Origin of the sequence: Aquitalea palustris (assembly GCF_003693445.1) — a bacterium.
GTDB classification, from domain to species: Bacteria; Pseudomonadota; Gammaproteobacteria; order Burkholderiales; family Chromobacteriaceae; genus Aquitalea; species Aquitalea palustris.
Genome location: NZ_RFAR01000004.1, coordinates 142,920 through 165,379 on the forward strand (window position 1 = coordinate 142,920; position 22,460 = coordinate 165,379).

The window sequence follows — 22,460 nt, forward strand, 5'->3', positions numbered from 1 at the left end:
GGCCATGAAGCAGCTGCGCGGCCTGTTGCTACTGCTGTTGCCGATGCTGGCAACAGCCGCCAGCTTTGACTGTGGCAAGGCGGCGACGGCCACCGAGCAGGCCATTTGCCGCCAGCCGGCACTGTCGGCGCTGGACGAGCAAGTGGCCGCCGCCTACCGCCAGCACAATCAGCAAGGCCTGCTGCAAGACAATCAGCGCGCCTGGCTGAATGGCCCGCGTGCCGAATGCAAGGCGGAGGCCGCCTGCCTGCAAAGCCGTTATCAACAGCGGCTGGTGCAGTTGCAGCGGGCGCAGCTGATTCGCCAGCACATCGACAATGCCACGCCGGCATATCAATTTGACATCAGCCTGCTCAACTGGGGCGAGCAGGACTGGGCAGCCGCAGGCCCGGCCATCATCAACATCATCGACAAGCGCAGCCAGCGCAGCGTACAGCAGCTGCGGCTGGACAATGTCTATATGGCGCATGGCGATGATGGCAAGCCGCTGGTCAATAGCGCGCGACTGTATGATTTGCAGGGCGTGATCAATGTGGCTGATTTCGACTTTGATGGTCATGCCGACCTGGCCATCCAGAACGGCAATGACGGCCCCTATGGCGGGCCGACCTACAGCGTGTATCTCTACGACAATGCCAGCAAGCAGTTTGTGTTGAACGATGAATTATCGACGCTGACTGGCGAAACACTGGGCATGTTCCAGGTGGATGCCAAACACAAGCGGCTGAGCACCTTTGCCAAAAGCGGCTGCTGTTACCACGAAACCACCTACTACCAGTTTGATGCCCGCCATCGCCTGCAGGCGGTAGAGCGGCTGATTGAAGACGCGCAGGACCCGGCAGGCAAACAGGTGCGGGTGACCCGCGAAACCCTGGTCAATGGCCGCTGGAAAACATCTAGCCGGCGCTATGCGCTGGATGCCTACTATCATCAATGAATCCGATGGCCGTCAGCCGGCCCGCCAGTGCCTGCTGGCGAAACCCTGGAGAGCACCATGCGTATCCTGTTCATCGCCGACCCGCTGGAACAGTTCAAGATTTACAAGGACACCACCTTTGCCATGATGGAAGAGGCGGCGCGGCGCAATCACGCCATCAGCTATGCCCAGGCGCACCAGTTGTCGGTGGAGGGGGGCCGCCTGCTGGTGGATGCCCGTGGTCTGACCGTCACCGACGAACGCAAGGGCGACCACCCGGCCTGGTACAAGCTGGACGATGTACACCGCCAGCCGCTGACTGCCTTCAACGCGGTGGTGATGCGCAAGGACCCGCCGTTCGACATGGAATACCTGTATGCCTCGCAGCTGTTCACGCTGGCCGAGGCACAGGGCGTCAAGGTATTCACCAGTGGCCAGGCGCTGCGCGACTTCAACGAAAAGCTGGCCATCCTCAACTTCCCCGAGCTGACCGCCCCCACCATGATCACCGGCGAAACCCCACGGCTGAAGGCCTTTATCCGCCAGCATCTGGATGTGATCCTCAAACCGCTGGACAGCATGGGTGGTGACAGCATTTTCCGGGTAACCCCGAACGACCCTAATCTGTCGGTGATTCTGGAAACCATCACCTTGCGCGGCAAGCGCACCATCATGGCCCAGCGCTATATCCCGGAAATCCGCGATGGTGACAAGCGTGTGCTGGTGATTGACGGCGTACCGGTGGACTACTGCCTGGCGCGCATTCCCGCTGCTGGTGAAACCCGTGGCAATCTGGCAGCCGGTGGCCGTGGCGAGGCGCGTCCGCTCAGTGCACGCGACCGGGAAATCGCCGAAGCAGTCGGCCCGGAGCTGAAAAAGCGCGGCATCCTCTTGGCCGGGCTGGATGTGATTGGCAATTACCTGACCGAAGTGAATGTCACCAGCCCCACCTGCTTCCGCGAAATCATGGACCAGACCGATATCAATGTCGCCGGCCTGTACATCGACGCACTGGAACGCGCCACCGCGCATTGAACCTTGCCATCAGCCTGTCATCTGCCGGCGGCAACATCGCCGCTGGCGGCAAGGCCAGTTAGCTTGCCCGGCTGGCCGGCAGCGCTTAACATGCCGCTCGCCGGGCCGGCACAATGCCACCCGCCATCCACGCAATCACTGGATCTGACATGAGCAAGCATGAGGAAAGCCCGTTCAAGGGCAAGACCGGCGTCCGCCGGCTGATCAACGCCTTCGGTTATTCGCTGGATGGCATCAAGGCGGCCTACCGCCATGAAGATGCCTTTCGCCAGCTGGCCTTGCTGGCCTGCATCCTGATTCCCTGTGCGCTGTTCCTGGTGCCGGCCAGCCCGCTGGCACGCGCCATGCTGGTAGCCAGTTCGCTGGCCACCCTCATCATCGAATTACTCAATTCCGCCATCGAAGCCGCAGTCGATCACACCTCGCTGGAGCGCCATCCGCTGGCCAAGCGGGCCAAGGACATGGGCAGCGCCGCCCAGCTGCTGGGCTTGATCAATCTGGCAGCGGTATGGCTGCTGGTGTTATTCGGGCGCTAGCGCTGCAGCCAGCACGCTGGCCAGCAGGAAGGCGATATTGCTGTCCAGTCGCGGTAACAGCAGCACCAGCGTCAGGCAGAACGCGGCAAAGGAAAAGCGCCCCAGCAGCATGCCGCGCAATAGCGTCTGCACTGCAGCAGCCCCGTGTGCTTGTTGCATCGATACCGCCATCACCGCCCCCAGCAGTGGAAATACCGCCAGCACGCCGCTCCAGCCAGCTCCCAGCTGCTGCGCCGCCGTACTCACACCCAGTGTCAGCACGGCAGCGGCCAGCATGCGCAGCCACAGCCGGTCATGGCTGGCGTTGTCCAGCTGCCGCCGGGGTGGCCGTGGCAAGCAGTAGTAATTGCCGCCTACACTCAGCGCTGCGACACCCAGTGCCAGGGTGAGCGAGGGCCTGAATTGCTGCAACAGCAGCGCGGCAAGCAGCCAGCCACAGAGGGCCGCCGCCAGCGCTGGTGGCCAGTGCTGCCGGGCTGCGGTGCGGGCATAAATCAGGTTGAACACTTCGGATGCGGCAATGGCGGCGATGGCTTGCATGGCTGCCACGGCTGCAAACGCCTTGCCCTGCTCGTGGGCCAGCAGCCACAGAATGGGACCAGCGACGATGGGTAGCCCGGCCAGCCAGCCGGCCAGGGCGGGGCCGCGGTAACGCGCCACCAGCGACAGGGCATACAGCAAGGTAGGGATCAGGGTCAGTTTCAGTAGCAGCATGCAGTGGACCGGTAGCAACAGCCGGCCCAGCATAGCATGCATATGGCATCGTTGCCGGGCTGTCCGGTGGCGTTCTTGCGTGTATGCTGGTTGGCCCCGGTCATGTCAATGGAGAGGATGCATATGCTGTCACCGGCCGATTCTGGCGTGGAAGAACTGGTGCTCAATCTGGTGCTGTGGCTGAAACTGGGGGTAGAGGCCTGTGGTGCGCTGGTGATTGGTGTGGGGGTGCTGTTTGCTGGCGTGCGTTACCTGCAACGCTGCTTCCAGCCGGGCATGACGCAATACAACGCGGTGCGGCTGAGCTTTGCCCGCTTTCTGGCGCTGGCGCTGGAATTGCAACTGGCGGCCGACATCCTGTCTACGGCGGTCGCTCCCAGCTGGGACCAGATCGGCAAGCTGGCGGCCATTGCGGTACTGCGTACAGCACTCAATTTTTTCCTGGCCCAGGAAATTCGCGATACCGAGCAGGCAGAGCAGCCGCCACCGACCTAGCACCCCTGTGCCGGCCCTGCCGGTCTGCTTGGCAGTCTTTAGCGTGCCTGGCGACGGTACAGGTAGCCGGGATAGACCCGGATGCAGCCACTGGCATCTTCAACCTTGCCATATTCCCCCACCAGCTCCCAGCTGGCGCCATTGGCCTGCAGTATCCGGTAGACCGGGCTGCCGGCCTGATAGAACAGCAATTCATTGCCATGGAAGTGGTCCAGCGGCAGCACGGGCTGCTGGCTGGGTAGCACCAGCAGCATGGCTGCGGTATGGATATCCATGTCGGCCAGCTGTTCGCGGTCGGCGGCCACCATGCCGCAGAAGGCCAGCAGGAAGGCAAGCGGCAACATCAGCCAGTGGCCGCTGAGCAGGCCGAACAGGGTGAGAATGGTAGCGCCGGTAAAAAAGAAGCTGCTGTGTGTTTTCATGATGTGTGCTTTGCCCGGGTAGGTTGGCCCGTGAAACGGCAAACGCCGCCTGACATGGAGGCGGCGTGTTGTCTGGAATCAAGTGTGGTCCGTCGCAGGAACCTTCAGGCTGTTTACGGTTTAGCCTGATTTCCGAATTATATGGCGATTTATCCGAAATTAATTAATAAAATCAGTCAATTAATCATGATGATGGGCTAGCTCTTGCCGTTGCCGGGTTTCCACGGCATAGCCAAAAAAACAACGCCACCCGCAGGTGGCGTTGCTATTACCGGCTCCGCATAGCGCGGTGCGCAGACTTACTCTTCTGTCTTGGCTTCCGGCGGGGCAATCACCTCGCTGTAGCCGCATTCCTTCTGCGGGCACACCTTTTCCGTACCGCGACGCTTGGTGGTCTTGATGGTGAGGATAGGCCAGTTGCACTTGGGGCAGGGCTCGGCGACCGGCGGGTTCCAGGTGGCGTACTTGCACTTGGGATAGGTATTGCAGCTGTAGAACAGCTTGCCGTAGCGGCTCTTGCGCTCGATCAGGTGGCCGGTCTTGCATTCCGGGCATTCCACACCGGTGTCGCGGGGTTTCTCCAGCGGCTCGATGTGCTTGCACTTGGGGTAGTTGGCACAACCGATGAACTTGCCGTAACGACCCTTCTTGATATGCAGTTCGCCGCCGCAGTCCGGGCAGACCCGGCCTTCGATCACCGTCGGTGCTTCGGCCTCCTCGGCTGCCTGCTCGGCGGTTTCACCCATATTGCGGGTGTAGTCGCAATCCGGGTAGCCGGTGCAGGCGATGAAGCGGCCGCGCTTGCCAAACTTGATGGACAAGGGCTTGCTGCATTTCGGGCAGGCTTCGTCCAGGCTTTCGGTGGTGACTTCTGCGCGGGAAATGCTCTCTTTTTCCGCCAGCTGCTTGGAAAAGCCTTTCCAGAAGCTGTCCATCACCGGCACCCATTCACGCTGGCCGCTGGCGATATCATCCAGCTGGTTTTCCAGCTTGGCGGTGAAGTTGTAGTCCACGTACTGGCTGAAATGCTCAGTCAGGAATTTGTTGACGATGTCGCCGGTATCCGTGGGCTGGAAGCGCTTCTTGTCCAGAATCACATACTCGCGGTCTTTCAGCGTGGAGATGATGCTGGCGTAGGTGGAAGGACGGCCGATGCCGAATTCTTCCAGCGCCTTCACCAGGCTGGCTTCGGAGAAGCGCGGCGGCGGCTGGGTGAAGTGTTGTTCGCCATACAGCTTGTCTACCGGCAGGCTGTCGCCTTCTTCCAGCAAGGGCAGCTTGGCGTTGTCTTCGTCCTCGGCATCATCCACGTCTTCCTCGTATACGGCGAGGAAGCCGGCAAAGGTCTGCACCTGGCCGCTGGCACGGAAGATGCCCTCGCCCATGGTGATGTCTACGCTGGTGGTGTCGAACTTGGCCGGTGCCATCTGGCAGGCCAAGGTACGCTTCCACACCATGTCGTACAGCTTGAACTGGTCGGTGGTGAGGAAGGGCTTGACCGAATCCGGCGTGCGCAGGATGGAGGTGGGGCGAATCGCCTCGTGCGCCTCCTGGGCATTCTTGGACTTGTTCTTGTAGGCAACGGCGTTCTTGGGCAGAAAGTCGTTGTTGAAGGTGTCACTGATATAGCTGCGGATTTCTTCCACAGCTTCATTGGCCAGTGCCACCGAGTCGGTACGCATATAGGTGATCAGACCGACCGTGCCCTGGCCGATGTCGATACCTTCATACAGCTGCTGCGCGGTCCGCATGGTGCGGTCGGTGGTCATGCCCAGCTTGCGCACGGCTTCCTGCTGCAGCGTCGAGGTGGTGAAAGGGGCAGCCGGGCTGCGCGATTTCTTTTTCTTCTCGATGGTGGTGACCGTGGCAGGCTGGTCTTGCAGACGCGCCAGGATGTCGGCGTGTTCGGCATCACCCGGGATGGCGAATTGATCCAGCTTCTGGCCGGCCAGGGTGGTCAGCTTGGCGGAGAACTTGGTTCTGCCCTTGTGGCTGTCCAGATGCACCGACCAGTATTCCTGCTGCACAAAGGCCTTGATCTCGTTTTCGCGTTCGCAGATCAGGCGCAGTGCCGGGCTTTGTACCCGACCAGCTGACAGGCCGCGGCGGATTTTCTTCCACAGTAGCGGCGACAGATTGAAACCCACCAGATAATCCAGCGCACGGCGTGCCTGCTGGGCATCGACCAGATCCTGGGCGACTTCGCGCGGGTTGCCGATGGCTTCCAGTACCGCATTCTTGGTGATTTCGTGGAATACCACGCGCTGGGCGGTTTTGTCCTTCAGCAGCTTCTTGCTGTTGAGGATCTGCACCAGATGCCAGGAAATGGCTTCACCTTCGCGGTCCGGGTCAGTGGCCAGGTAGACATGGTCCACCTCGGCCACCGCCTTGACGATGGCGTCTACATGTTTGCTGTTGCGGGCGATCAGCTGGTACTTCATGGCAAAACCCTTTTCCGGGTCTACCGCACCGTTTTTCGGTACCAGATCGCGCACGTGACCGTAGGAAGCCAGGACTTCGAAGTCCGGTCCCAGGTATTTCTTCAGCGTTTTTGCCTTGGATGGCGACTCAACGATCAAGAGGCTGGAGGGCATGTTTTCGTTTCAGTGTGTACCGGAGGGACTCCGGCTGATAGCGGTTCTATCTATCAAATAAAGCAAGTGCGCAAATAAAACAAGAGCGCGTGTGGCGCTCTTGTGCAAAATTCCGTGCAGTCTCGTCAGGCGAGGCGGGATGTTAAGCCCGTCGCACCGGCGCTGACAAGTCATTGCATGGTGGGTTCGCCATGAATGGCGTCCAGCAATTCTTCGCCCAGCAGGATGGGTAGCTCTGCCTTTTGCGCCCACAACACCATCAGTGCCACCAGCTTGGCCGAGCCGACATTGATATCGTCATCCGGCAGTTCAAACAGGCGGTCAATCACCATTTCGCGCTGCGAGGGCGACAGCGCGCCGTGGTCTTCCAGAAACTGGATCAGGCCGCGCACTTCGGTAGGCAGGCGTTCCTGCTCGGCATCGGCATAAATGCGCATGCCCGAGGCATCGTCTGCGCTGGCATACAGGCCTTCCACCATATTGGCGACATTGTCCAGCCAGTCCAGCGCGTCGTTGATTTCCTCGTCTTCGAAGCCGGCGGCTTCCAGCTGGCGCATCAGTGTGCCGCGGTCACCAAAGGCATCCGGGTCACGGTATTGCTCGAACAAATAAGTGAGAACGTCAAACATCAGGTCTTCTTCAAATGAGCTGCTACAGAATCCAGTCTGAATCAGACCAGTCGCTGGACCTGCCCGCCAGGCAGGCTGGTGAGCTTGCCGGCAAGCTCCAGCTCGAGCAGCATCGCGTAAACCTCCCCTTGCGTCAACCCGAGTTGCTGTGCCAGCCACTGGCTGCTGACCGGGTCGAAGCCCATCAGGGTGAGAATCTGCTCTGTTCCCGCTGCCGGATCAGGAGTGCAAACGGCGGCAGGCCGCGCGCTGCGGCTCAGCCGGCCCACTTCTTCCAGCACGTCTTCCACCGATTCCACCAGCCGTGCACCATCTTTCAGCAGCCGGTGGCAGCCACGCGCCTGCGGGTTGTTGATCGAGCCAGGTACGGCCATGACTTCGCGCCCGCTCTCGGCCGCAAGCCGGGCGGTGATCAGCGAGCCGGAATTGATATTGGCCTCTACCACCAGGCAGCCGCGGGCGAGGCCGGCAATGATGCGGTTGCGGCGCGGGAAATGGCCGGCCAGCGGGCCGGCACCCAGCGGGAATTCGGACAGGATCAGTCCGGCGCTGCCGATCTGATGTGCCAGCGTGCGGTTGCTGGCGGGATAGACCCGGTCGATGCCGGTGCCGATCACGGCGATGGTGGAGCCTGCCGCTGCCAGCGCACCCTGGTGTGCTGCCGCGTCGATGCCGCTGGCCAGTCCGCTGACGATGGTGTAGCCGTGCTCGGCCAGACGCTGGGCAAAATCGCTGGCGATCTGCTTGCCTGGCGGCGTGGCGCTACGGCTGCCCACCATGGCCAGCATGGGTTGTTGCAGTAATTCGCGGCGACCGCGGGCAAACAGCAGCGGCGGTGGTGAGGCGGTTTCGGCCAGCGCCTGCGGATAGTCGTCATCCTGCAGGCTGAGCAGGCTGCACTGCTCGCCTTCGGCCCAGGCCAGCGCGGCGGCAGCATCCGGCTGCGCCACCCGCTCACGCAGGGCCATGGCAGCCTGCTGGCCGATTAGTGGCGCGGTCTGGCTTGTACTGGCGGCCACAGCATGACTGGCCGAGCCAAAGCTGGCGATCAGCTTGAGAAAGCCCGCCGGGCCGATGCCCGGGGTCAGTGCCAGCAGCAGCCAGTCGCTGGTGCTATCGCTCATTCGCTTTCCGGTGGGGCCACGACATCGCCGACACTGGCGGCGTCGGCGCTTTCCAGCACCAGTCCGTATGACACCTTGTCAAACACGCGGTAGATGAAAATCTTGCCTATGGTCTGGCCTGGCAGCATGACGGATTTTTCTTCGCCGTTGGCGGTGATGATGGACACCGGTTTGCCATTCTTGTAGATGCTGAACACGTCGCCTGCTTCCACCTGTTCGCGCCGGCCACGGTTGATGACTACATTGGAATACTGCGCGGCACCGTCCACGCCATCGTAGACCGAGATGATCTGGCCGCGGATGTTGCCGTCCGGGCTGTGCGGCACGTAGCTGACAAACTGGTCTTTCGGGGCCTTGATCAGGCGGTCGCCCACCAGGATTTCACCGGCTACGCTGGTGATGTGCATGCTTTGCACATCCTCGCCCAGCTTGTCTACCACCACGTCACCACCGTACATCACTTCGAAGCCGAGGTTTTCCTTGGTGTCGGGGTCGACCAGCGGCTTGCTGGCACGATAGGCTTGCCAGTTGCCCATTTCGCCAACGCCGTTGGCAAAGACGCGGTCGCCAGTACCAAAGGCCAGCCGTTGTTCCGGTCCGGCAATCAGCCTGGGCGCGGTGTTGAATTCATCTTCATTGACCACCAGCGGGCGGTGCAGGAAGGGCTCGATGGCCGTGGCCGGAATGCTGGGCACCGCCTTGTCCATGTCGGACATGCGTACTTGCGGTGACAGCCGCACTTCGCCCTGGCCACCTTTTTCCAGCGACAGCCGTGGCTGGCCGTTGACATAGCTCAGTACCAGCACGTCGCCAGGGTAGATCCAGTGCGGGTTTTTGATGTCACGCTTGTTCATCTGCCACAAGCTGGGCCACTTCCATGGGCTCTTGAGGTAGCGTCCCGAGATGCCCCACAAGGTATCGCCCTTGGTCACGGTATAGCGCGCGGGAGCGTCGGGCTTGATGGTGAGGGTGTCGGAAAATGCCGGGAGAGCCAGTCCCAGAGCCAAAGCAAGCGATATAATACTTTTACGCATGAAAAGTGCCCCAATATTGAGTGTAACGAGCGCCCGCGAGCGCTCCTTTGACAAACGAGCATGCGTCAGACCCGTCTATTATCGACGTGCTGATGGCATTACGACAACTTGGAGCAAGAAAACCGATGGCGCTGCTGAACATTCTGCATTATCCGGATGCGCGTCTGCATACCGTGGCCACGCCGGTCGAGACTTTTGACGCTGCCCTGCAGACCCAGATCGACAATATGTTCGACACCATGTACGAGGCCAAGGGCATCGGCCTGGCCGCCACCCAGGTGGACTACCACCAGCGGCTGGTGGTGATGGACATTTCCGAAGAGCATGACGAGCGTCGCGTCTTCATCAACCCGGTCATCACCGAAAAAGAAGGCGAAACCGTGTACGAAGAGGGCTGCCTGTCGGTGCCCGGCATCTATGACAAGGTGACCCGCGCCGAGCGCGTCAAGGTCCGCGCTCAGGATGCCACCGGCAAGGTATTCGAGCTGGAAGCCGACGGCTTGCTGGCCATCTGCATCCAGCACGAAATCGACCATCTGGACGGCAAGGTATTCGTTGAATACCTGTCCGAGCTCAAGCAGGGCCGCATCCGTACCAAGATGAAAAAGCGCGAAAAGCAGAATATGTAAGTCTGTGGCCGGTGCTTAAAGCAAGCGGCCTGCTTACTCCACATCCGAGACACGGCCAGCCCTGTCTCTTGTTTTTTTCAGGGTCACGATGAAACTGATTTTTGCCGGTACGCCGGAATTCGCTGCCGCAGCGCTCAAAGCGCTGTTGGCTGCCGGGCATGAAATTGCCCTGGTGCTGACCCAGCCGGATCGCCCGGCAGGTCGTGGCATGAAACTCAAGCCCAGCCCGGTGAAACAGGTGGCGCTGGAGCATGGTCTGCGGGTGGAACAGCCGGTCTCCCTCAAAACGGAAGAAGCCCAGGCCATGCTGCAGGCTATCGGTGCCGAACTGATGGTGGCGGCGGCTTATGGTCTGCTGCTGCCCAAGGCTGTGCTGGAGATTCCGCCACGCGGCTGCCTCAACATCCATGCCTCATTGCTGCCACGCTGGCGCGGTGCCGCGCCCATTCAGCGCGCCATCCTGGCCGGCGACAGCGAAACCGGCATCACCATCATGCAGATGGATGTGGGGCTGGATACCGGCGACATGCTGTCCATCCACCCTTTGGCCATTGCCGCCGATGACACCGCAGCCAGCCTGCACGACAAGCTGGCCGCATGTGGCGCCGAGGCTATCGTCAGCACGCTGGCACAGCTGGACAGCCTGTCTGCGCAAGCCCAGCCGGAACAGGGCGTGAACTATGCCCACAAGCTGACCAAGGCTGAGGCTGAGGTGGACTGGTCGCTGCCGGCCGCCACCATTGCCCGCGCCATTCGGGCCTACAACCCGGCTCCGGGCGCGTTTACCAAGCTGGACGGCGAGCCGCTCAAGCTGTGGTTTGCCCAGGCCATTGCCGGCGAGGGCGAGCCGGGTGTGGTGCTGCGTGCCGATGCCGAGGGCGTAGTGGTGGGCAGTGGAGACGGACTGGTGCTGGTCAGCCAGTTGCAGGCAGCAGGCGGCAAGCGGCTGAGTGCGCGTGATTTTGCCGCAGGCCGTACCGCGCTGGTGGGAACCCGTCTGGGCGGCTGAGCGTCACAACAGGCCAGAGCAAAGGAGGCTAGTGTGAATAATCTGATCAAGACCGCGGTGCTGATGGCCGCCTTCGTGGCGTTTCTCGGCTTCATTGGCGCCATGGTGGGAGGCAAGAGCGGCCTGTTACTGGCCTTGTTGTTTGCCGGCGGGATGAATCTGTTTGCCTACTGGAATTCCGACCAGATGGTGTTGCGCATGTACAACGCGCAGGAGGTGGATGCCAGTACGGCCCCCGAGTTTTACGGCATGGTGGCCGAGCTGGCACAGCGCGCCGGCCTGCCCATGCCACGGGTTTACGTGATCCATGAAGACCAGCCCAATGCCTTTGCCACTGGGCGTGATCCGGAACACGCCGCCGTGGCCGCCACCAGCGGCATCATGCGCATGCTGGACTACCGCGAGCTGCGCGGCGTGATGGCGCACGAACTGGCCCACGTACACCACCGCGACACGCTGATCTCCACCCTGTCGGCCACCATGGCCGGCGCGGTGTCGGCCCTGGCCAGCTTCGCCATGTTCTTTGGTGGGCGTGACGAAAACGGCCGGCCGGTCAATCCGCTGGCCGGCATCCTGGTCGCCATCCTGGCGCCGCTGGCCGCCAGCGTCATCCAGATGGCCATTTCCCGGGCGCGCGAATTCGAAGCCGACCGTGGTGGTGCCGAAATTTCCGGCGATCCGTTGGCATTGGCGGCAGCGCTGCAGAAGATCGAGTACTACGCTCAAGGTATTGCCATGCCCACGGCACAGGCACACCCGGAAACCGCGCAGATGATGATCATCAACCCGCTGTCCGGCCTGAGCATGGGCGAGCTGTTCCGCACCCATCCGCATACCGAAGAGCGCATTGCCCGCTTGCATGCTATGGCGCGCGGCGTGGGCTGAACGTATCATGCGCCTCTAGCAAGAATCTGTTGCCGCCGCATCAAGCCAGACTGCTTGGTTTGCGGTAGGGGCAGAGACCCACGGGCCGGTGCCGCCAGATGCGAACCGGCCGTTATCAACGGCGAGAGCGCAGTCCTCGCCGTTTGCCATTTAAGGTTTTGACATGCATCGCATACAGCAACTGGCCGCCGACGTGCTGGGCCAGGTGGAATCCGGCCATACCCTGACCGAGGCACTGGCCCAAGCCCAGCGCCAGGGCAGTGAATTGACGCCGCCAGAGCGCGCCGCCCTGCAGGACATCTGCTACGGCAGCCTGCGCCAGCTGGCGCGTCTGCGCTTCTGGCTGCGGCGGCTGGTCCCCAAAGCCCTGCCGGAACCACAACTGGAACGGGTGCTGCTGGTGGCGCTTTATCAGCTGGTTTATACCCGTGCCGCTGATTACGCCATCGTCAACGAGGCGGTCAAGCTGTCCGAGCGCCTGGCGCGTGGCAAATTCAAGGCGCTGGTCAACGGCGTGTTGCGCAATTTCCTGCGTCAGCGCGAAGAAATGCTGCGGCTGGCAGACAAGGATCTGGAAGCAGCCACCAATCATCCGCGCTGGTGGATCAAGGCGGTACAGCAGGCTTACCCGCAGCAATGGTCCTCGATACTGGAATGGAATAACAGCCATCCGCCGATGACACTGCGTATCAATGCCCGCAAGAGTACGGTGGCCGGCTACCTGGCCCAGCTGGAAGCGCTGGGCATGGCCGCCAGCGCGCTGGATGAGATCTGTGGCATCCAGCTGGAAAAGCCGGTCAATGTGCGTGAGCTGCCGGGTTTTGCCGAAGGCGTGGTCTCGGTGCAGGACTGGGGTGCGCAGCAGGCTGCCGCGCTGCTCGACTTGCAGCCCGGGCTGCGGGTGCTGGATGCCTGTGCCGCTCCCGGCGGCAAAACCTGCCACATGCTGGAACTGGCCGACCTGCAACTGACGGCGCTGGACATCGATGCCCAGCGACTGCAGCGGGTGGCCGACAATCTGCAGCGCTGCGGGCTGAGCGCCAAGCTGCAGGCTGCGGATGCCGGACAGAGCGGTGACTGGTGGGATGGGCAGCCATTTGACCGCATTCTGGCTGACGTTCCCTGCTCGGCATCCGGCGTGGTGCGCCGCCATCCGGACATCAAGTGGCTGCGTCGCCCCGGCGATTTCGCTGCGCTGGCACGCCAGCAGGCGGTGATGGTTGACACGCTGTGGGGGCTACTCGCCTCCGGGGGCAAAATGCTTTACGCTACGTGCTCGATTTTTCCGGAAGAAAATCAGCAGCAGCTGGCCGCATTCCTGGCGCGTCATTCCGATGCCGAATGCCTGAATCAGCAACAACTGTTGCCCTGTGAGCGTCATGACGGTTTCTATTACGCGCTGCTTGCGAAACATTAGCCTGGTGTTATGGCTACTGGTCTGTGCCGTCAATACGGCGCAGGCCGATGGCATTCTGGCGCGCCGTGCCGATGCCGAGCTGACCCAGGATGGCCAACTGTCGCTCAGTACCCGTTTTCAGACCAAACTGTCCAGCGGGCTGAGCGATGCCCTGGAGCAGGGTGTTGCCCTGACTTTCCGGCTGGAGTTCGAACTTACCCGGCCACGCAGCACCGCTTATTATCTCAACCTGAAAGAATGGTTCGAGCCACATGCCAGCCTGGCTTTCAAGCTGTCCTACCAGCCGCTGACCAGTCGTTACCGCATCACCATCGGCAGTTTTTCAAATTATTACCGTACCCTGGCCGAAGCCATGGGCGCGCTTGGCTCCATCCAGGACTGGCGCGTCTTGCAAAGTGGCGCGCTCGATCCGCGCAGCCCCGGCAGCGTCGCTGGCCGGGTGCGGCTGGTGCTGGACATCAGTGAGCTGCCCAAGCCATTCCAGATCAATGCCCTGGGTTCGGGCGACTGGAGCCTGTCTTCCAACTGGACGGCCATCAGCATGAAAGATGGCAACTGATGCGTTACGCGACGATCGCCCTGGCGACTTTCGGTGCCATCATGCTCTACCTGCTGGCGGTGGCCACCGGCAATGCCTCCAAGCTGGCCGAGTATTACTGGTGGGTATTCGGCCTCAACAGTCTGCTGCTGCTTGGCCTGCTCGGTGTGGTGGGGCGCCAGCTGCTGCGCCTGCGCCAGCGGGTCAAGGGCCGGGTTTTCGGGGCCAAGCTGACCCAGCGGCTGGTGATGATGTTTGCCGTGGTGGCCCTGGTGCCGGGCTTGCTGGTGTTTACCATCTCGGCCCAATTCCTCACCCGCAGTATTGAAAGCTGGTTCGACGTACGGGTGGAGTCGGCACTGGATCGTGGCCTGGAGTTGGGCAAGGGTGCACTCAACTATGTGCTGGAAGACGTTGCCCGCAAAAGCCGCGTCGTGCTGGATGACATCGACGGCCTGCCCGGCAGCATGCTCCCTTCTCGGCTGGAACGGCTGCGCGAGCAACTGGGACTGCGTGAGCTGGCCATTTTCGACAAATCCGGCAAGTTGCTGAATTTTGCCAGCACCAATGCCCGCCAGCTGCCACAACAGCCTGCCCGCGATACCTTGCGTGGCCTCAAGCTACGCCAGGGTAGCAAGAGTATCGAAAATGAGGCCGGTGGCCTGGCGCTCAAGGTGCTGCTGCCCTACCGCACGCTGGAGGGCGACTGGCGGGTGCTGCAGGTGGTGCAGGCTGCGCCGCAGTCCATTGCCCATGATGCCGAGCAGATTGAAACCGCCCGCGCCGAATACCATCAGCTGTTGCTGTCACGTGATGGCCTGAAAACCTTCTACATGCTGACCCTGGCGCTGGCCTGCCTGCTGGCACTCACCTCGGCACTGGCTTTTGCCCTGTTCCTGTCCGAGCGCCTGTCTGCCCCGTTGTCCGAACTGGCCGCCGGCACCCGTGCGGTGGCTCAGGGTGACTTTTCCAAGCGGCACCCGGTTTATCGCCGTGACGAACTGGGCATGCTCACCACCTTGTTCAACCGCATGACCCAGCAACTGGAAGAGGCGCGCCAAACAGCCAACCAGAACCAGCGTGCTCTGGAAAGCGGCAAGCTCTATCTGGAAAGCATATTGGCCAATTTGTCCGCTGGCGTTATCGCGCTGGACGAAAGCTGGCAGCTGCGTGCCGCCAATACCAGTGCTGGCCGCATCCTGGGGGTGGACTTTGCCGAACTGGTTGCCTACCCGGTCAAGCAATGGTCGACGCAGGTGCCGGCGCTGATTCCGCTGGTCGATACCATGCTGCAGCACGGCGAGAACAAGCTGGAAGAAGAATGGCAAACCCAGCTTGATTATGTCACCGGCCAGGGCGCACGCAGCCTGCTGGTGCGCGGTGCCCGCTTGCCGGAACGCTCCGGAAGCGGTTATGTTGTGGTGTTCGATGATATAACCGAGCTAGGGCGGGCGCAGCGCGATGCCGCCTGGGGCGAGGTGGCCAAGCGGCTGGCGCATGAAATCCGCAATCCGCTCACCCCCATCCAGCTGTCGGCCGAGCGTTTGGCGATGAAGTTGACCGCCAAGCTGGAAGCCGCAGATGCCGACATGCTCAAGCGCTCAACCGACACCATCATCAAGCAGGTGGCGGCGCTGAAAAATATGGTGGATGCTTTTCGCGATTATGCGCGCGCACCACGCATCAAACTCAGTGAACTTGATCTCAATCAGGTAGTACGGGAGGTTGCCACGCTGTACGAATCCAATCCGGCTGTTAAGATTGAACTGGAAGACAGGCCGCTGATGATCATGGGGGATGCCGCATTGCTGCGGCAGGTATTGCACAACCTGATGCAGAACGCACAGGATGCGGTCCTTGACGTTGACATCCCGATGATTCACATTAGCAGCCGACAAGAAGGAAGAAACGCGACCGTCTGCGTGCAGGACAATGGTTCGGGCTTTCCTGCCGAGCTCCTGCCACGCGCGTTCGAGCCCTATGTGACCAGCAAGCCCAAGGGAACCGGGCTGGGACTGGCGGTGGTGAAGAAAATAGCGGAGGAACACCATGGCCAGGTCATATTGGGGAATGGCGAGCAGCAAGGCGCGCGAATTCTTCTCACCCTGCCATTGCTGGAGGCCTAATGCGTAGCAGCGATATATTGATTGTTGATGACGAGATCGGAATACGTGAACTGCTCTCGGAGATCCTGCAGGATGAGGGATACACGGTTGCCCTGGCGGAAAACGCCGAGGTAGCCAGACAGCTGCGCAACCAGACGCGTCCCGCGCTGGTGCTGCTGGATATCTGGATGCCGGACTGCGACGGGGTTACCCTGCTCAAGGAATGGGCCAAGTCCGGCCAGCTCAACATGCCGGTAGTCATGATGTCTGGCCATGCCAGCATCGATACCGCAGTGGAGGCAACCCGCATCGGTGCCTTCGATTTCCTGGAAAAACCGATTGCCCTGCAAAAGCTGCTCACCACGGTGCAGCGTGCGCTGAAGTATGGCGATATGCAGGCCAATACCTCCTTGAATCTGGACAAGCTGGGACGCAGTGAGCCGATTCAGGAACTCAAGCGCCAGCTGGAACGGGTGGCCAAGGTCAAGTCGCCGGTGCTGCTGACCGGCGAGCCGGGCTCCGGTTTCGAACTGGTGGCACGCTTTTTCCATCAGGGCAATACGCCCTGGGTGACGCCGGCCAAGCCGGAACAACTGGCGGATGCGCCGCTGGAATTGCTGCAGAAAGCCAATAACGGGGTGTTGTTCCTGCCGGAAATCGGCCAGTACAACCGTCGTGTGCAACAGGGTTTGCTGTTCCTGCTGTCCAAACTGGACCGCTTTAATGTACGCCTGCTGTGTTCCTGCAGCCGGCCGCTGCAGGAACTGCTGGTCGATCCGGAATGCGATAACCGTCTGCTCACGGCTTTGTCGAGCGTGATTGTGCCGATTCCACCGCTGCGCGAGCATGCGGAGGACATCATTTTCATTGCCGAGCAGATTCTGATCGAGCTGGTTGAGTCGCGCCAGGTTCCCAACAAGAAGCTGACCACGGCGGCATTGAATGCGCTGCGCCAGTATGACTGGCCGGGTAATCTGGAACAGTTGCGCAGTATCATCAAGAGCTTGGCGCTGACCTCGGAGTCCGACGATGTCGACGCTCCCGAGGTCAACAAGGTGCTGGCGCAGTTCCGCCATGAAAAGCCGGTGGAGGAGTCGGGCTTCGACTTCAATATGCCGCTGCGCGAATTGCGCGAGCAGCTGGAGCGGCGTTACTTCGAGTACCACATCTCGCTGGAAAACGGCAATATGAGCCGCGTGGCGCAGAAGGTGGGACTGGAACGTACCCACTTGTACCGCAAGCTCAAGCAACTGGGCATCAAGTTTGCCCGCAAGGTGGTGGAAGAGTAAGCCCTGCCTGTTGCCTGTCTGTAGTCAGAATAAAACGCCGGCCTTGTGCTGGCGTTTTGTTTTTGCGGCTAGCTCGCCGGAACTATGGCGTCCCCAGCCTGATTTGACTAAGCTTTGACCCCATGACAGATCTGAATGATGCAGCCCTGCTGCGCTATAGCCGGCATATCCTGCTGCCGGAAATCGATATCGAAGGCCAGCAGCGGCTGGCTGCGTCCCGGGTGCTGGTGATCGGCGCTGGTGGACTGGGCTCGCCGGTAGCGCTGTATCTGGCCAGTGCCGGTGTCGGTCATATCACGCTGGCCGATGATGATGTGGTGGAGCTGAGCAATCTGCAGCGCCAGGTGGTGCACGATATGGCATCTCTGGGGTTGAACAAGGCCGAATCGGCGCGGGCGCGCATGCTGGCGCTCAATCCGGACATCGCCGTGCGGGCACTGGGCGAGCGCTTAAGCGCAGACCGTCTGCTGGCAGAAGCGCGACAGCACGATCTGTTGCTGGACTGTTCTGACAATTTCGCTACCCGCCATGCGGTCAACCGCGCCAGTGTGGCTGCCGGGGTGCCGCTGGTGTCTGGTGCCGCAGTACGCTTGGCTGGCCAGCTGGCCGTGTTCGACCCGCGTGTAGCCGGTTCGCCCTGCTATCACTGCCTGTTTGCCGAGGAGGGCGAGGTGTCCGATGGCCCGTGTGCCACCTTTGGCGTGTTGTCGCCGCTGGTGGGGGTGATCGGCAGCCTGCAGGCGGTGGAAGCGGTGAAGCTGCTGGCCGGGCGACAAGCGGTGCTGGGGCGACTGACTCTGTACGATGCGCTGAGTGGAGACTTCCGCCAGATGAAGTTTACTCGTGATCCGGCCTGCCCGGTGTGTGCTGCGGCCTGAGCTTCCCCGGTTCTGACCAAGACAAAGCCCCGCATTGGCGGGGCTTTGTGCTGATGGGCTCAGGCACCCAGCTGCTGGTTCAGTATCTGGTGTACTTCCTTGAAGTCCATCACGCCGACATAGCGCTTGAGAATATTGCCCTGCTTGTCGATCAGGAAGGTGGTGGGGGCCAGCTGGATGTCACCGAAGGCCTTGGCAATGCTGCCCTGGCCATCCAGAGCGACAAAGAAGGGCAGCTGGTTCTGCTGCACGAAAGCCTGTACGTAATTAGGCGGGTCATAGCTCATGGCCACCGCCATGATCTGCAGGCCGCGGGCGCCGTATTGCTGGTGCAGTTTCTTGATTTCCGGCATTTCTTCCACGCAACCGGAACAGCTGGTGGCCCAGAAATTGACCAGTACCACCTTGCCCTTGAGTGAGGCGGTGTCCGCTTGCTGGCCGCTCAGCGAGGTATAGCTGACCTGCGGTGCCGCATTACGGTCGAACAGCAGGGTATAGGCCACCAGGCCGATGACGGCGACTGCCAGTAGTGCGATCAGAACCTTCTTCATGCTTGCTACATCCGGAAAGGGGATAAACAGCAGCCCCGTCTGGCGGGGCTGTCGGGCTTATTGGTCCAGCATGGACTGCAGGAGTTCCTTCAATTGTCCGTCCAGCGTCACGGCCTTGTTCTGCTTGGCGTCAAACACCACAAAAGTCACATCGGCTTCGGCAACGACCTTGTCGCTACCGGCCAGGGTGACGCGTTGATGCATGACGGCGCTGCGGCTGCCTATGCTCTTGACCGAAGTGGCCAGGGCCAGCTCGTCGCCCATGGTGGCCGGATGGCGATAGTCGATATTGATGTTGACCACGATCAGCGCCAGCCCGGATTGCAGAAACCAGGGCAGGTCGCCACGGTCTTCGAAAAAGCTCCAGCGGGCTTCTTCCAGGAATTCCAGATAGCGGGCGTTGTTGACGTGGCCGTACAGGTCCAGATGATAACCCCGGACCTTGATGCGTGTTTCATGCGACATGTGTTTCCCCTTGTAGTGAAAGCTGTTCCTCAATCCTCGGCGTTGAGGTCCAGCGGGACGAATGGTTCGCGCTCTAGTGGCGTCTCGACCATATCGGTGAGTACGGAGTGGATTTCTACTTCAAACCACTCCAGAAACAGGGCGGGAGAAAGTTGCTCCGGCCACAGTTGTTCATCATCGCACCAGTCGGCCAGCTCTGCCTGAAACAGCAGGCGATAGTGCTGTAGTACGAAGTCGGCGGCCGAGGCGTAATCGTCGGCTGCCGGAATCAAGAGGGCATTGCAGTCGCGGGTCAGGATGTCCAGATCCAGCTGCCCGTCGAGATCGCCAGGCAGTCGTTGCAGCCAGTCGAGAAAGGGGGCTTTGGGGCGGATCAGCGCAATGCTGCGGTTGACTTCAAACATGATGCTTCCTTGTCGTAGGTTCGACTAATTGTTATCCCGGCTAAAGGTAAAGGCCTTGACGATGGTCAGGGCGCCCTTGCCGGCCAGTGAGGGTGGAAAGCGGCCGAATGGGGCGTGCCGGGTGACCAGACTGATGGCGGCATCGTCCACCACACTATTGCCGGATTTTCGCACCACCTTGATGTCCTGCAAGCTGCCATCCGGCAGAATGCTGACCGCGAGGGTGACCGAGCCGTAGATATGCTGCTGGCGCAAGGCTTCCGGATAGTTTTGCTGGCCAATGCGTTCCATGCGTAGCCGCCAGTCTTCCTTGTAACGCGCCCAGGCATAGCGGTTGGCGCTGTCGCCGGCGCCATCGGCAGCTCCGCTTTCCAGTGTGCTGTCTTTTACGTCGCTATCCCCGCGTTGCACGCTGCCGAGGTTGGCAATCTGTCCCAGCAAGTTAGCAGCGCTGACCGGTGCGCTCGCGGTGTGCTGGGCAGGCGTGACATTGGCCAGTGCCGGTTTTTTGCGGTGGTTTTCATGCAGCAGATTGGTGTCGTTGCTGGCCGGCGGCGCGGCGACGGACTGCTCGGTCTGTTCGGGTTTGGCCGTGGGCCGGCTGTGGCTGGCCAACTGGTCGGGGACGCTGGTATTGCCACGACCCTGGTTGCTGTCTTCACTCTGGCGGATGGTGGGTAGTACTTGCCGTGTCGGTGCCTGTACCAGCTGGATGTTGATGCGGTTGTTATCAGGCAGGGTGATGCCGGGTGTCCAGGAGATGGCGCTGCTGGCCAGCAGCAAGGCATGGGCCAATAAGGACACTGCGATCATGATGATCAGCGGTCCGTTAGCGTTGGTGCTGGTGGGTTTGCGCAGATTGGCGGTCATGGGCAACTGGCGGCCTCCGTAAGACTGCTGCAGTTTACCATGGCTGGGGATGTGCCAAGAAAAACGCCGCGCTGGGCGCGGCGTGGGGTGTGTCAGCTTATTTGTCCAGCATGCTGCGCAGCATCCAGGCGGTTTTCTCATGCACTTGCAGGCGCTGGGTCAGGAGGTCGGCCGTTGGTTCGTCGGCGGCGCGCTCGGCCAGCGGGAAAATGCTGCGGGCAGTGCGACAGAGGATTTCATGGCCATCCACCAGCTGTGCCAGCATTTCTTCGGCCTTGGGTACACCGCTGGCTTCGGCAATCGCGGTCAGCTTGGCGTAGTCGGCATAGCTGCCGGGGGCAAAGTGGCCCAGTGCGCGGATGCGTTCGGCGATCAGGTCCACGGCCAGCGACAGCTCGTTGTATTGCGTCTCGAACATCAGGTGCAGGGTGTTGAACATCGGCCCGGTGACGTTCCAGTGAAAATTGTGGGTTTTCAGATACAGCGTGTAGGTGTCTGCCAGCAGGCGGGAGAGACCATGGGCGATGTCTTGACGGTCTTGTTCGTTGATACCGATATCCATATGCAAACTCCTGGTTGATGGGCAAGTCCGAACGGATCAGCCTGCGGGGCGTTGCTTGAGTGCGGCTGAATTTGGTCTAGAATTGCCCTTTTGCGGAAAAATCACCATGAAACCCTGGCTGGTCTGTAGCGGCCATACGGTGCGTCTTACCCTGCATGTCCAGCCTGGCGCACGGAAAACCGAGGTGGCGGGCGAACATGGCGACTGCCTGAAAATCCGTCTGGCTGCACCCCCTGTCGACGGCAAGGCCAATACTGCACTGCTATCCTGGCTGGCCGATTGTTTTGCGGTCGGCAAGCGCGCTGTTGCCTTGCAGGCCGGCGACAAGAGCCGGCACAAGGTGGTGCTGATCGAGTCGTCACTGGCCGAGCCGGAAGTGCTGGCCTTGCTGCATGTTCAGTGAAGGCGCTGTTGCTGATCCGCTGCCGGTTTGTCGACACGGCTGAATTCGCCCTCGATGACATCATCCGGCGTGCTGGCAGCGGTAGGACCACCCATGTTCAGTGCCGGGCCCTTGAAAGGTAGCAGCAGCAGTATAGCCAGCAGGTCGCTGAGGATGCCAGGAATGGCAAACAGCAGGCCGGACAAGGCATAGCGCAAGGGCCACAGCAGCGAGTACAGCGACACCTGCTGGCCTTGGCGCAGGACGCTGGACAGCGTCAGTAGCGCCCCCAGTTTCTGGTTGCGCAGCATCCAGATGCCCAGCAGACTGCTGGCCAGAACCAGCAGGAATACCACGCCGCCGCCCAGATGATGGGCCAGTGTGACCAGCGTGGCGATTTCCAGCAGGGGGTAAAGCAGTAACAACAGCAAGATGGCGCGCATCGAATCAAGGTATCCGTTATGAATTGTCTGATGGTGATCTGCAATGTGCCGGACGAAACCACCGCCACGCACATTGCGCATGTTCTGGTGCAGGAGCGTCTGGCTGCCTGCGTCAATATCCTGCCCGCCTGCCGGTCGGTTTATCGCTGGGAGGGCGCGCTGCAGGAAAGTAGCGAACTCCCCCTGCTGATCAAGACCACCCAGGCCTGCTACGCCAGACTGCAGCAGCGTTTGCTCGAGCTGCACCCTTATGATGTGCCGGAAATCATCGCATTGCCAGTGGCGCAGGGCTTGCCCGCCTACCTGACATGGGTATCACAGTGCGTGCTTTCAAGTGATGACTAGCGGCGGCGTGAAAAATTTGGACTGCTCGCCATTTGCCATGGTTCCAGTCGTGTAGCATGAAATGCAGGCCTATGCCCCGGTTTTTCCAAATTATTTCGGTAAAAGCCTTGACTGAAAAAGACGGTTTTATTATAGTTGCGAACTCTTTCGTGGGTCGGTAGCTCAGCCGGTAGAGCAGCGGACTTTTAA

At 61.0% G+C, this 22,460-nt stretch carries 26 protein-coding genes; 14 read left to right on the forward strand and 12 right to left on the reverse strand.

Annotation, left to right across the window (positions count from 1 at the left end):
- The first annotated feature begins 4 nt into the window (after positions 1-4).
- The 3 genes from EAY64_RS01725 (at position 5) to EAY64_RS01735 (ending at position 2,487) form a co-directional block, all read left to right on the forward strand.
- Positions 5-937: an XAC2610-related protein gene (locus EAY64_RS01725; RefSeq protein WP_103523051.1), complete on the forward strand. Its 933-nt coding sequence runs from the start codon at positions 5-7 to the stop codon at positions 935-937.
- 57 nt (positions 938-994) lie between these two features.
- Positions 995-1,951: a glutathione synthase gene (gshB, locus tag EAY64_RS01730; RefSeq protein ID WP_103523052.1), complete on the forward strand. Its 957-nt coding sequence runs from the start codon at positions 995-997 to the stop codon at positions 1,949-1,951.
- 149 nt (positions 1,952-2,100) lie between these two features.
- Positions 2,101-2,487, forward strand: a complete 387-nt coding sequence (locus tag EAY64_RS01735) for a diacylglycerol kinase (protein WP_082693396.1) — start codon at positions 2,101-2,103, stop codon at positions 2,485-2,487.
- Here the strand turns inward: EAY64_RS01735 and EAY64_RS01740 are convergent.
- Positions 2,473-3,201, reverse strand: coding sequence for a hypothetical protein (locus tag EAY64_RS01740; protein WP_147456163.1), 729 nt, complete (start codon positions 3,199-3,201; stop codon positions 2,473-2,475). The two genes, EAY64_RS01735 and EAY64_RS01740, sit on opposite strands and share 15 nt — an antisense overlap.
- A 123-nt stretch (positions 3,202-3,324) precedes the next feature.
- On the opposite strand from EAY64_RS01740, the gene EAY64_RS01745 reads away from it, so the two are divergent.
- Positions 3,325-3,696: a DUF1622 domain-containing protein gene (locus EAY64_RS01745; RefSeq protein ID WP_199734359.1), complete on the forward strand. Its 372-nt coding sequence runs from the start codon at positions 3,325-3,327 to the stop codon at positions 3,694-3,696.
- Between the two features lie 38 nt (positions 3,697-3,734).
- Here the strand turns inward: EAY64_RS01745 and EAY64_RS01750 are convergent, their stop codons facing one another.
- The 5 genes from EAY64_RS01750 to EAY64_RS01770 all read right to left on the reverse strand — a co-directional run bounded on the left by EAY64_RS01750 (position 3,735) and on the right by EAY64_RS01770 (position 9,499).
- A complete protein-coding gene (locus EAY64_RS01750; RefSeq protein ID WP_103523054.1) occupies positions 3,735-4,118 on the reverse strand; it encodes a hypothetical protein in 384 nt (127 codons plus the stop codon).
- Positions 4,119-4,417: 299 nt separating this feature from the next.
- Positions 4,418-6,712 (reverse strand): type I DNA topoisomerase, encoded by a 2,295-nt coding sequence (gene topA / locus EAY64_RS01755; RefSeq protein WP_103523055.1) that lies wholly within the window; start codon positions 6,710-6,712, stop codon positions 4,418-4,420.
- 170 nt (positions 6,713-6,882) lie between these two features.
- Positions 6,883-7,341, reverse strand: a complete 459-nt coding sequence (locus tag EAY64_RS01760) for a Smg family protein (protein WP_059287381.1) — start codon at positions 7,339-7,341, stop codon at positions 6,883-6,885.
- Positions 7,342-7,382: 41 nt separating this feature from the next.
- Positions 7,383-8,465 (reverse strand): DNA-processing protein DprA, encoded by a 1,083-nt coding sequence (gene dprA, locus EAY64_RS01765; RefSeq protein WP_103523056.1) that lies wholly within the window; start codon positions 8,463-8,465, stop codon positions 7,383-7,385.
- On the reverse strand, positions 8,462-9,499 hold the full coding sequence (locus EAY64_RS01770; RefSeq protein WP_103523057.1) for a LysM peptidoglycan-binding domain-containing protein: 1,038 nt from the start codon (positions 9,497-9,499) through the stop codon (positions 8,462-8,464). The genes dprA and EAY64_RS01770 overlap by 4 nt, the downstream gene beginning before the upstream one ends.
- 125 nt (positions 9,500-9,624) lie before the next feature.
- Here EAY64_RS01770 and def point away from each other — a divergent pair, with 125 nt between their 5' ends.
- From def to EAY64_RS01810, 8 genes are all read left to right on the forward strand, one after another.
- Positions 9,625-10,128 (forward strand): peptide deformylase, encoded by a 504-nt coding sequence (gene def, locus EAY64_RS01775; RefSeq protein ID WP_103523058.1) that lies wholly within the window; start codon positions 9,625-9,627, stop codon positions 10,126-10,128.
- A gap of 88 nt (positions 10,129-10,216) precedes the next feature.
- Positions 10,217-11,137 carry a methionyl-tRNA formyltransferase gene (fmt, locus tag EAY64_RS01780; protein WP_103523059.1) on the forward strand — a complete coding sequence of 307 codons (921 nt, stop codon included), beginning with the start codon at positions 10,217-10,219 and terminating at the stop codon, positions 11,135-11,137.
- 33 nt (positions 11,138-11,170) lie between these two features.
- Complete coding sequence (gene htpX / locus EAY64_RS01785; protein WP_103523060.1) at positions 11,171-12,022, forward strand: zinc metalloprotease HtpX; 852 nt, start codon at positions 11,171-11,173, stop codon at positions 12,020-12,022.
- A 163-nt stretch (positions 12,023-12,185) separates the two neighbouring features.
- Positions 12,186-13,439 (forward strand): 16S rRNA (cytosine(967)-C(5))-methyltransferase RsmB, encoded by a 1,254-nt coding sequence (gene rsmB, locus EAY64_RS01790; RefSeq protein ID WP_103523061.1) that lies wholly within the window; start codon positions 12,186-12,188, stop codon positions 13,437-13,439.
- Positions 13,440-13,443: 4 nt separating this feature from the next.
- The gene (locus EAY64_RS01795) at positions 13,444-13,998 is read left to right on the forward strand and encodes a DUF4390 domain-containing protein (protein WP_226034226.1); all 555 of its coding nucleotides are present in this window, start codon (positions 13,444-13,446) and stop codon (positions 13,996-13,998) included.
- Positions 13,998-16,103 carry a sensor histidine kinase gene (locus EAY64_RS01800; RefSeq protein WP_103523063.1) on the forward strand — a complete coding sequence of 702 codons (2,106 nt, stop codon included), beginning with the start codon at positions 13,998-14,000 and terminating at the stop codon, positions 16,101-16,103. Before EAY64_RS01795 ends, EAY64_RS01800 begins: the two co-directional genes overlap by 1 nt.
- Positions 16,103-17,371, forward strand: a complete 1,269-nt coding sequence (locus EAY64_RS01805) for a sigma-54-dependent transcriptional regulator (protein WP_059285445.1) — start codon at positions 16,103-16,105, stop codon at positions 17,369-17,371. The genes EAY64_RS01800 and EAY64_RS01805 overlap by 1 nt, the downstream gene beginning before the upstream one ends.
- A gap of 122 nt (positions 17,372-17,493) precedes the next feature.
- Positions 17,494-18,249, forward strand: a complete 756-nt coding sequence (locus EAY64_RS01810; RefSeq protein WP_103523064.1) for a HesA/MoeB/ThiF family protein — start codon at positions 17,494-17,496, stop codon at positions 18,247-18,249.
- A gap of 59 nt (positions 18,250-18,308) precedes the next feature.
- Here the strand turns inward: EAY64_RS01810 and EAY64_RS01815 are convergent, their stop codons facing one another.
- The 5 genes from EAY64_RS01815 to EAY64_RS01835 form a co-directional block, all read right to left on the reverse strand.
- Entirely contained in the window at positions 18,309-18,800 is a 492-nt protein-coding gene (locus EAY64_RS01815; protein ID WP_103523065.1) for a TlpA disulfide reductase family protein, read from the reverse strand.
- 57 nt (positions 18,801-18,857) lie between these two features.
- Positions 18,858-19,265, reverse strand: coding sequence for an acyl-CoA thioesterase (locus EAY64_RS01820; protein ID WP_103523066.1), 408 nt, complete (start codon positions 19,263-19,265; stop codon positions 18,858-18,860).
- Positions 19,266-19,294: 29 nt separating this feature from the next.
- The gene (locus tag EAY64_RS01825) at positions 19,295-19,669 is read right to left on the reverse strand and encodes a VacJ (protein WP_103523067.1); all 375 of its coding nucleotides are present in this window, start codon (positions 19,667-19,669) and stop codon (positions 19,295-19,297) included.
- A gap of 24 nt (positions 19,670-19,693) precedes the next feature.
- Positions 19,694-20,539, reverse strand: coding sequence for a cell envelope integrity TolA family protein (locus EAY64_RS01830; RefSeq protein WP_103523068.1), 846 nt, complete (start codon positions 20,537-20,539; stop codon positions 19,694-19,696).
- Between the two features lie 97 nt (positions 20,540-20,636).
- Complete coding sequence (locus EAY64_RS01835; protein ID WP_103523069.1) at positions 20,637-21,101, reverse strand: Dps family protein; 465 nt, start codon at positions 21,099-21,101, stop codon at positions 20,637-20,639.
- A gap of 106 nt (positions 21,102-21,207) precedes the next feature.
- Between EAY64_RS01835 and EAY64_RS01840 the strand changes: the two genes are divergently transcribed.
- Positions 21,208-21,504 carry a DUF167 domain-containing protein gene (locus tag EAY64_RS01840; RefSeq protein ID WP_103523070.1) on the forward strand — a complete coding sequence of 99 codons (297 nt, stop codon included), beginning with the start codon at positions 21,208-21,210 and terminating at the stop codon, positions 21,502-21,504.
- On the opposite strand, the gene EAY64_RS01845 is transcribed toward EAY64_RS01840, so the two are convergent.
- Positions 21,498-21,926, reverse strand: a complete 429-nt coding sequence (locus EAY64_RS01845; RefSeq protein ID WP_103523071.1) for an FxsA family protein — start codon at positions 21,924-21,926, stop codon at positions 21,498-21,500. The two genes, EAY64_RS01840 and EAY64_RS01845, sit on opposite strands and share 7 nt — an antisense overlap.
- Before the next feature lie 18 nt (positions 21,927-21,944).
- Between EAY64_RS01845 and cutA the strand changes: the two genes are divergently transcribed.
- Positions 21,945-22,271, forward strand: a complete 327-nt coding sequence (cutA, locus tag EAY64_RS01850; protein ID WP_199734360.1) for a divalent-cation tolerance protein CutA — start codon at positions 21,945-21,947, stop codon at positions 22,269-22,271.
- Positions 22,272-22,460: the final 189 nt, after the last annotated feature.

Bases quoted from the DNA above. Each gene is read 5' to 3' on its own strand.
- EAY64_RS01825 (WP_103523067.1), bottom strand. From the start codon at position 19,669: ATGTTTGAAGTCAACCGCAGCATTGCGCTGATCCGCCCCAAAGCCCCC.
- EAY64_RS01820 (WP_103523066.1), bottom strand. From the start codon at position 19,265: ATGTCGCATGAAACACGCATCAAGGTCCGGGGTTATCATCTGGACCTG.
- topA (WP_103523055.1), bottom strand. From the start codon at position 6,712: ATGCCCTCCAGCCTCTTGATCGTTGAGTCGCCATCCAAGGCAAAAACG.
- gshB (WP_103523052.1), top strand. From the start codon at position 995: ATGCGTATCCTGTTCATCGCCGACCCGCTGGAACAGTTCAAGATTTAC.
- EAY64_RS01815 (WP_103523065.1), bottom strand. From the start codon at position 18,800: ATGAAGAAGGTTCTGATCGCACTACTGGCAGTCGCCGTCATCGGCCTG.
- EAY64_RS01830 (WP_103523068.1), bottom strand. From the start codon at position 20,539: ATGACCGCCAATCTGCGCAAACCCACCAGCACCAACGCTAACGGACCG.
- EAY64_RS01800 (WP_103523063.1), top strand. From the start codon at position 13,998: ATGCGTTACGCGACGATCGCCCTGGCGACTTTCGGTGCCATCATGCTC.
- EAY64_RS01845 (WP_103523071.1), bottom strand. From the start codon at position 21,926: ATGCGCGCCATCTTGCTGTTGTTACTGCTTTACCCCCTGCTGGAAATC.
- def (WP_103523058.1), top strand. From the start codon at position 9,625: ATGGCGCTGCTGAACATTCTGCATTATCCGGATGCGCGTCTGCATACC.
- EAY64_RS01740 (WP_147456163.1), bottom strand. From the start codon at position 3,201: ATGCTGCTACTGAAACTGACCCTGATCCCTACCTTGCTGTATGCCCTG.
- rsmB (WP_103523061.1), top strand. From the start codon at position 12,186: ATGCATCGCATACAGCAACTGGCCGCCGACGTGCTGGGCCAGGTGGAA.
- EAY64_RS01840 (WP_103523070.1), top strand. From the start codon at position 21,208: ATGAAACCCTGGCTGGTCTGTAGCGGCCATACGGTGCGTCTTACCCTG.
- EAY64_RS01750 (WP_103523054.1), bottom strand. From the start codon at position 4,118: ATGAAAACACACAGCAGCTTCTTTTTTACCGGCGCTACCATTCTCACC.
- EAY64_RS01760 (WP_059287381.1), bottom strand. From the start codon at position 7,341: ATGTTTGACGTTCTCACTTATTTGTTCGAGCAATACCGTGACCCGGAT.
- EAY64_RS01770 (WP_103523057.1), bottom strand. From the start codon at position 9,499: ATGCGTAAAAGTATTATATCGCTTGCTTTGGCTCTGGGACTGGCTCTC.
- EAY64_RS01725 (WP_103523051.1), top strand. From the start codon at position 5: ATGAAGCAGCTGCGCGGCCTGTTGCTACTGCTGTTGCCGATGCTGGCA.
- fmt (WP_103523059.1), top strand. From the start codon at position 10,217: ATGAAACTGATTTTTGCCGGTACGCCGGAATTCGCTGCCGCAGCGCTC.
- EAY64_RS01735 (WP_082693396.1), top strand. From the start codon at position 2,101: ATGAGCAAGCATGAGGAAAGCCCGTTCAAGGGCAAGACCGGCGTCCGC.
- EAY64_RS01805 (WP_059285445.1), top strand. From the start codon at position 16,103: ATGCGTAGCAGCGATATATTGATTGTTGATGACGAGATCGGAATACGT.
- EAY64_RS01810 (WP_103523064.1), top strand. From the start codon at position 17,494: ATGACAGATCTGAATGATGCAGCCCTGCTGCGCTATAGCCGGCATATC.
- dprA (WP_103523056.1), bottom strand. From the start codon at position 8,465: ATGAGCGATAGCACCAGCGACTGGCTGCTGCTGGCACTGACCCCGGGC.
- EAY64_RS01745 (WP_199734359.1), top strand. From the start codon at position 3,325: ATGCTGTCACCGGCCGATTCTGGCGTGGAAGAACTGGTGCTCAATCTG.
- cutA (WP_199734360.1), top strand. From the start codon at position 21,945: ATGAATTGTCTGATGGTGATCTGCAATGTGCCGGACGAAACCACCGCC.
- EAY64_RS01835 (WP_103523069.1), bottom strand. From the start codon at position 21,101: ATGGATATCGGTATCAACGAACAAGACCGTCAAGACATCGCCCATGGT.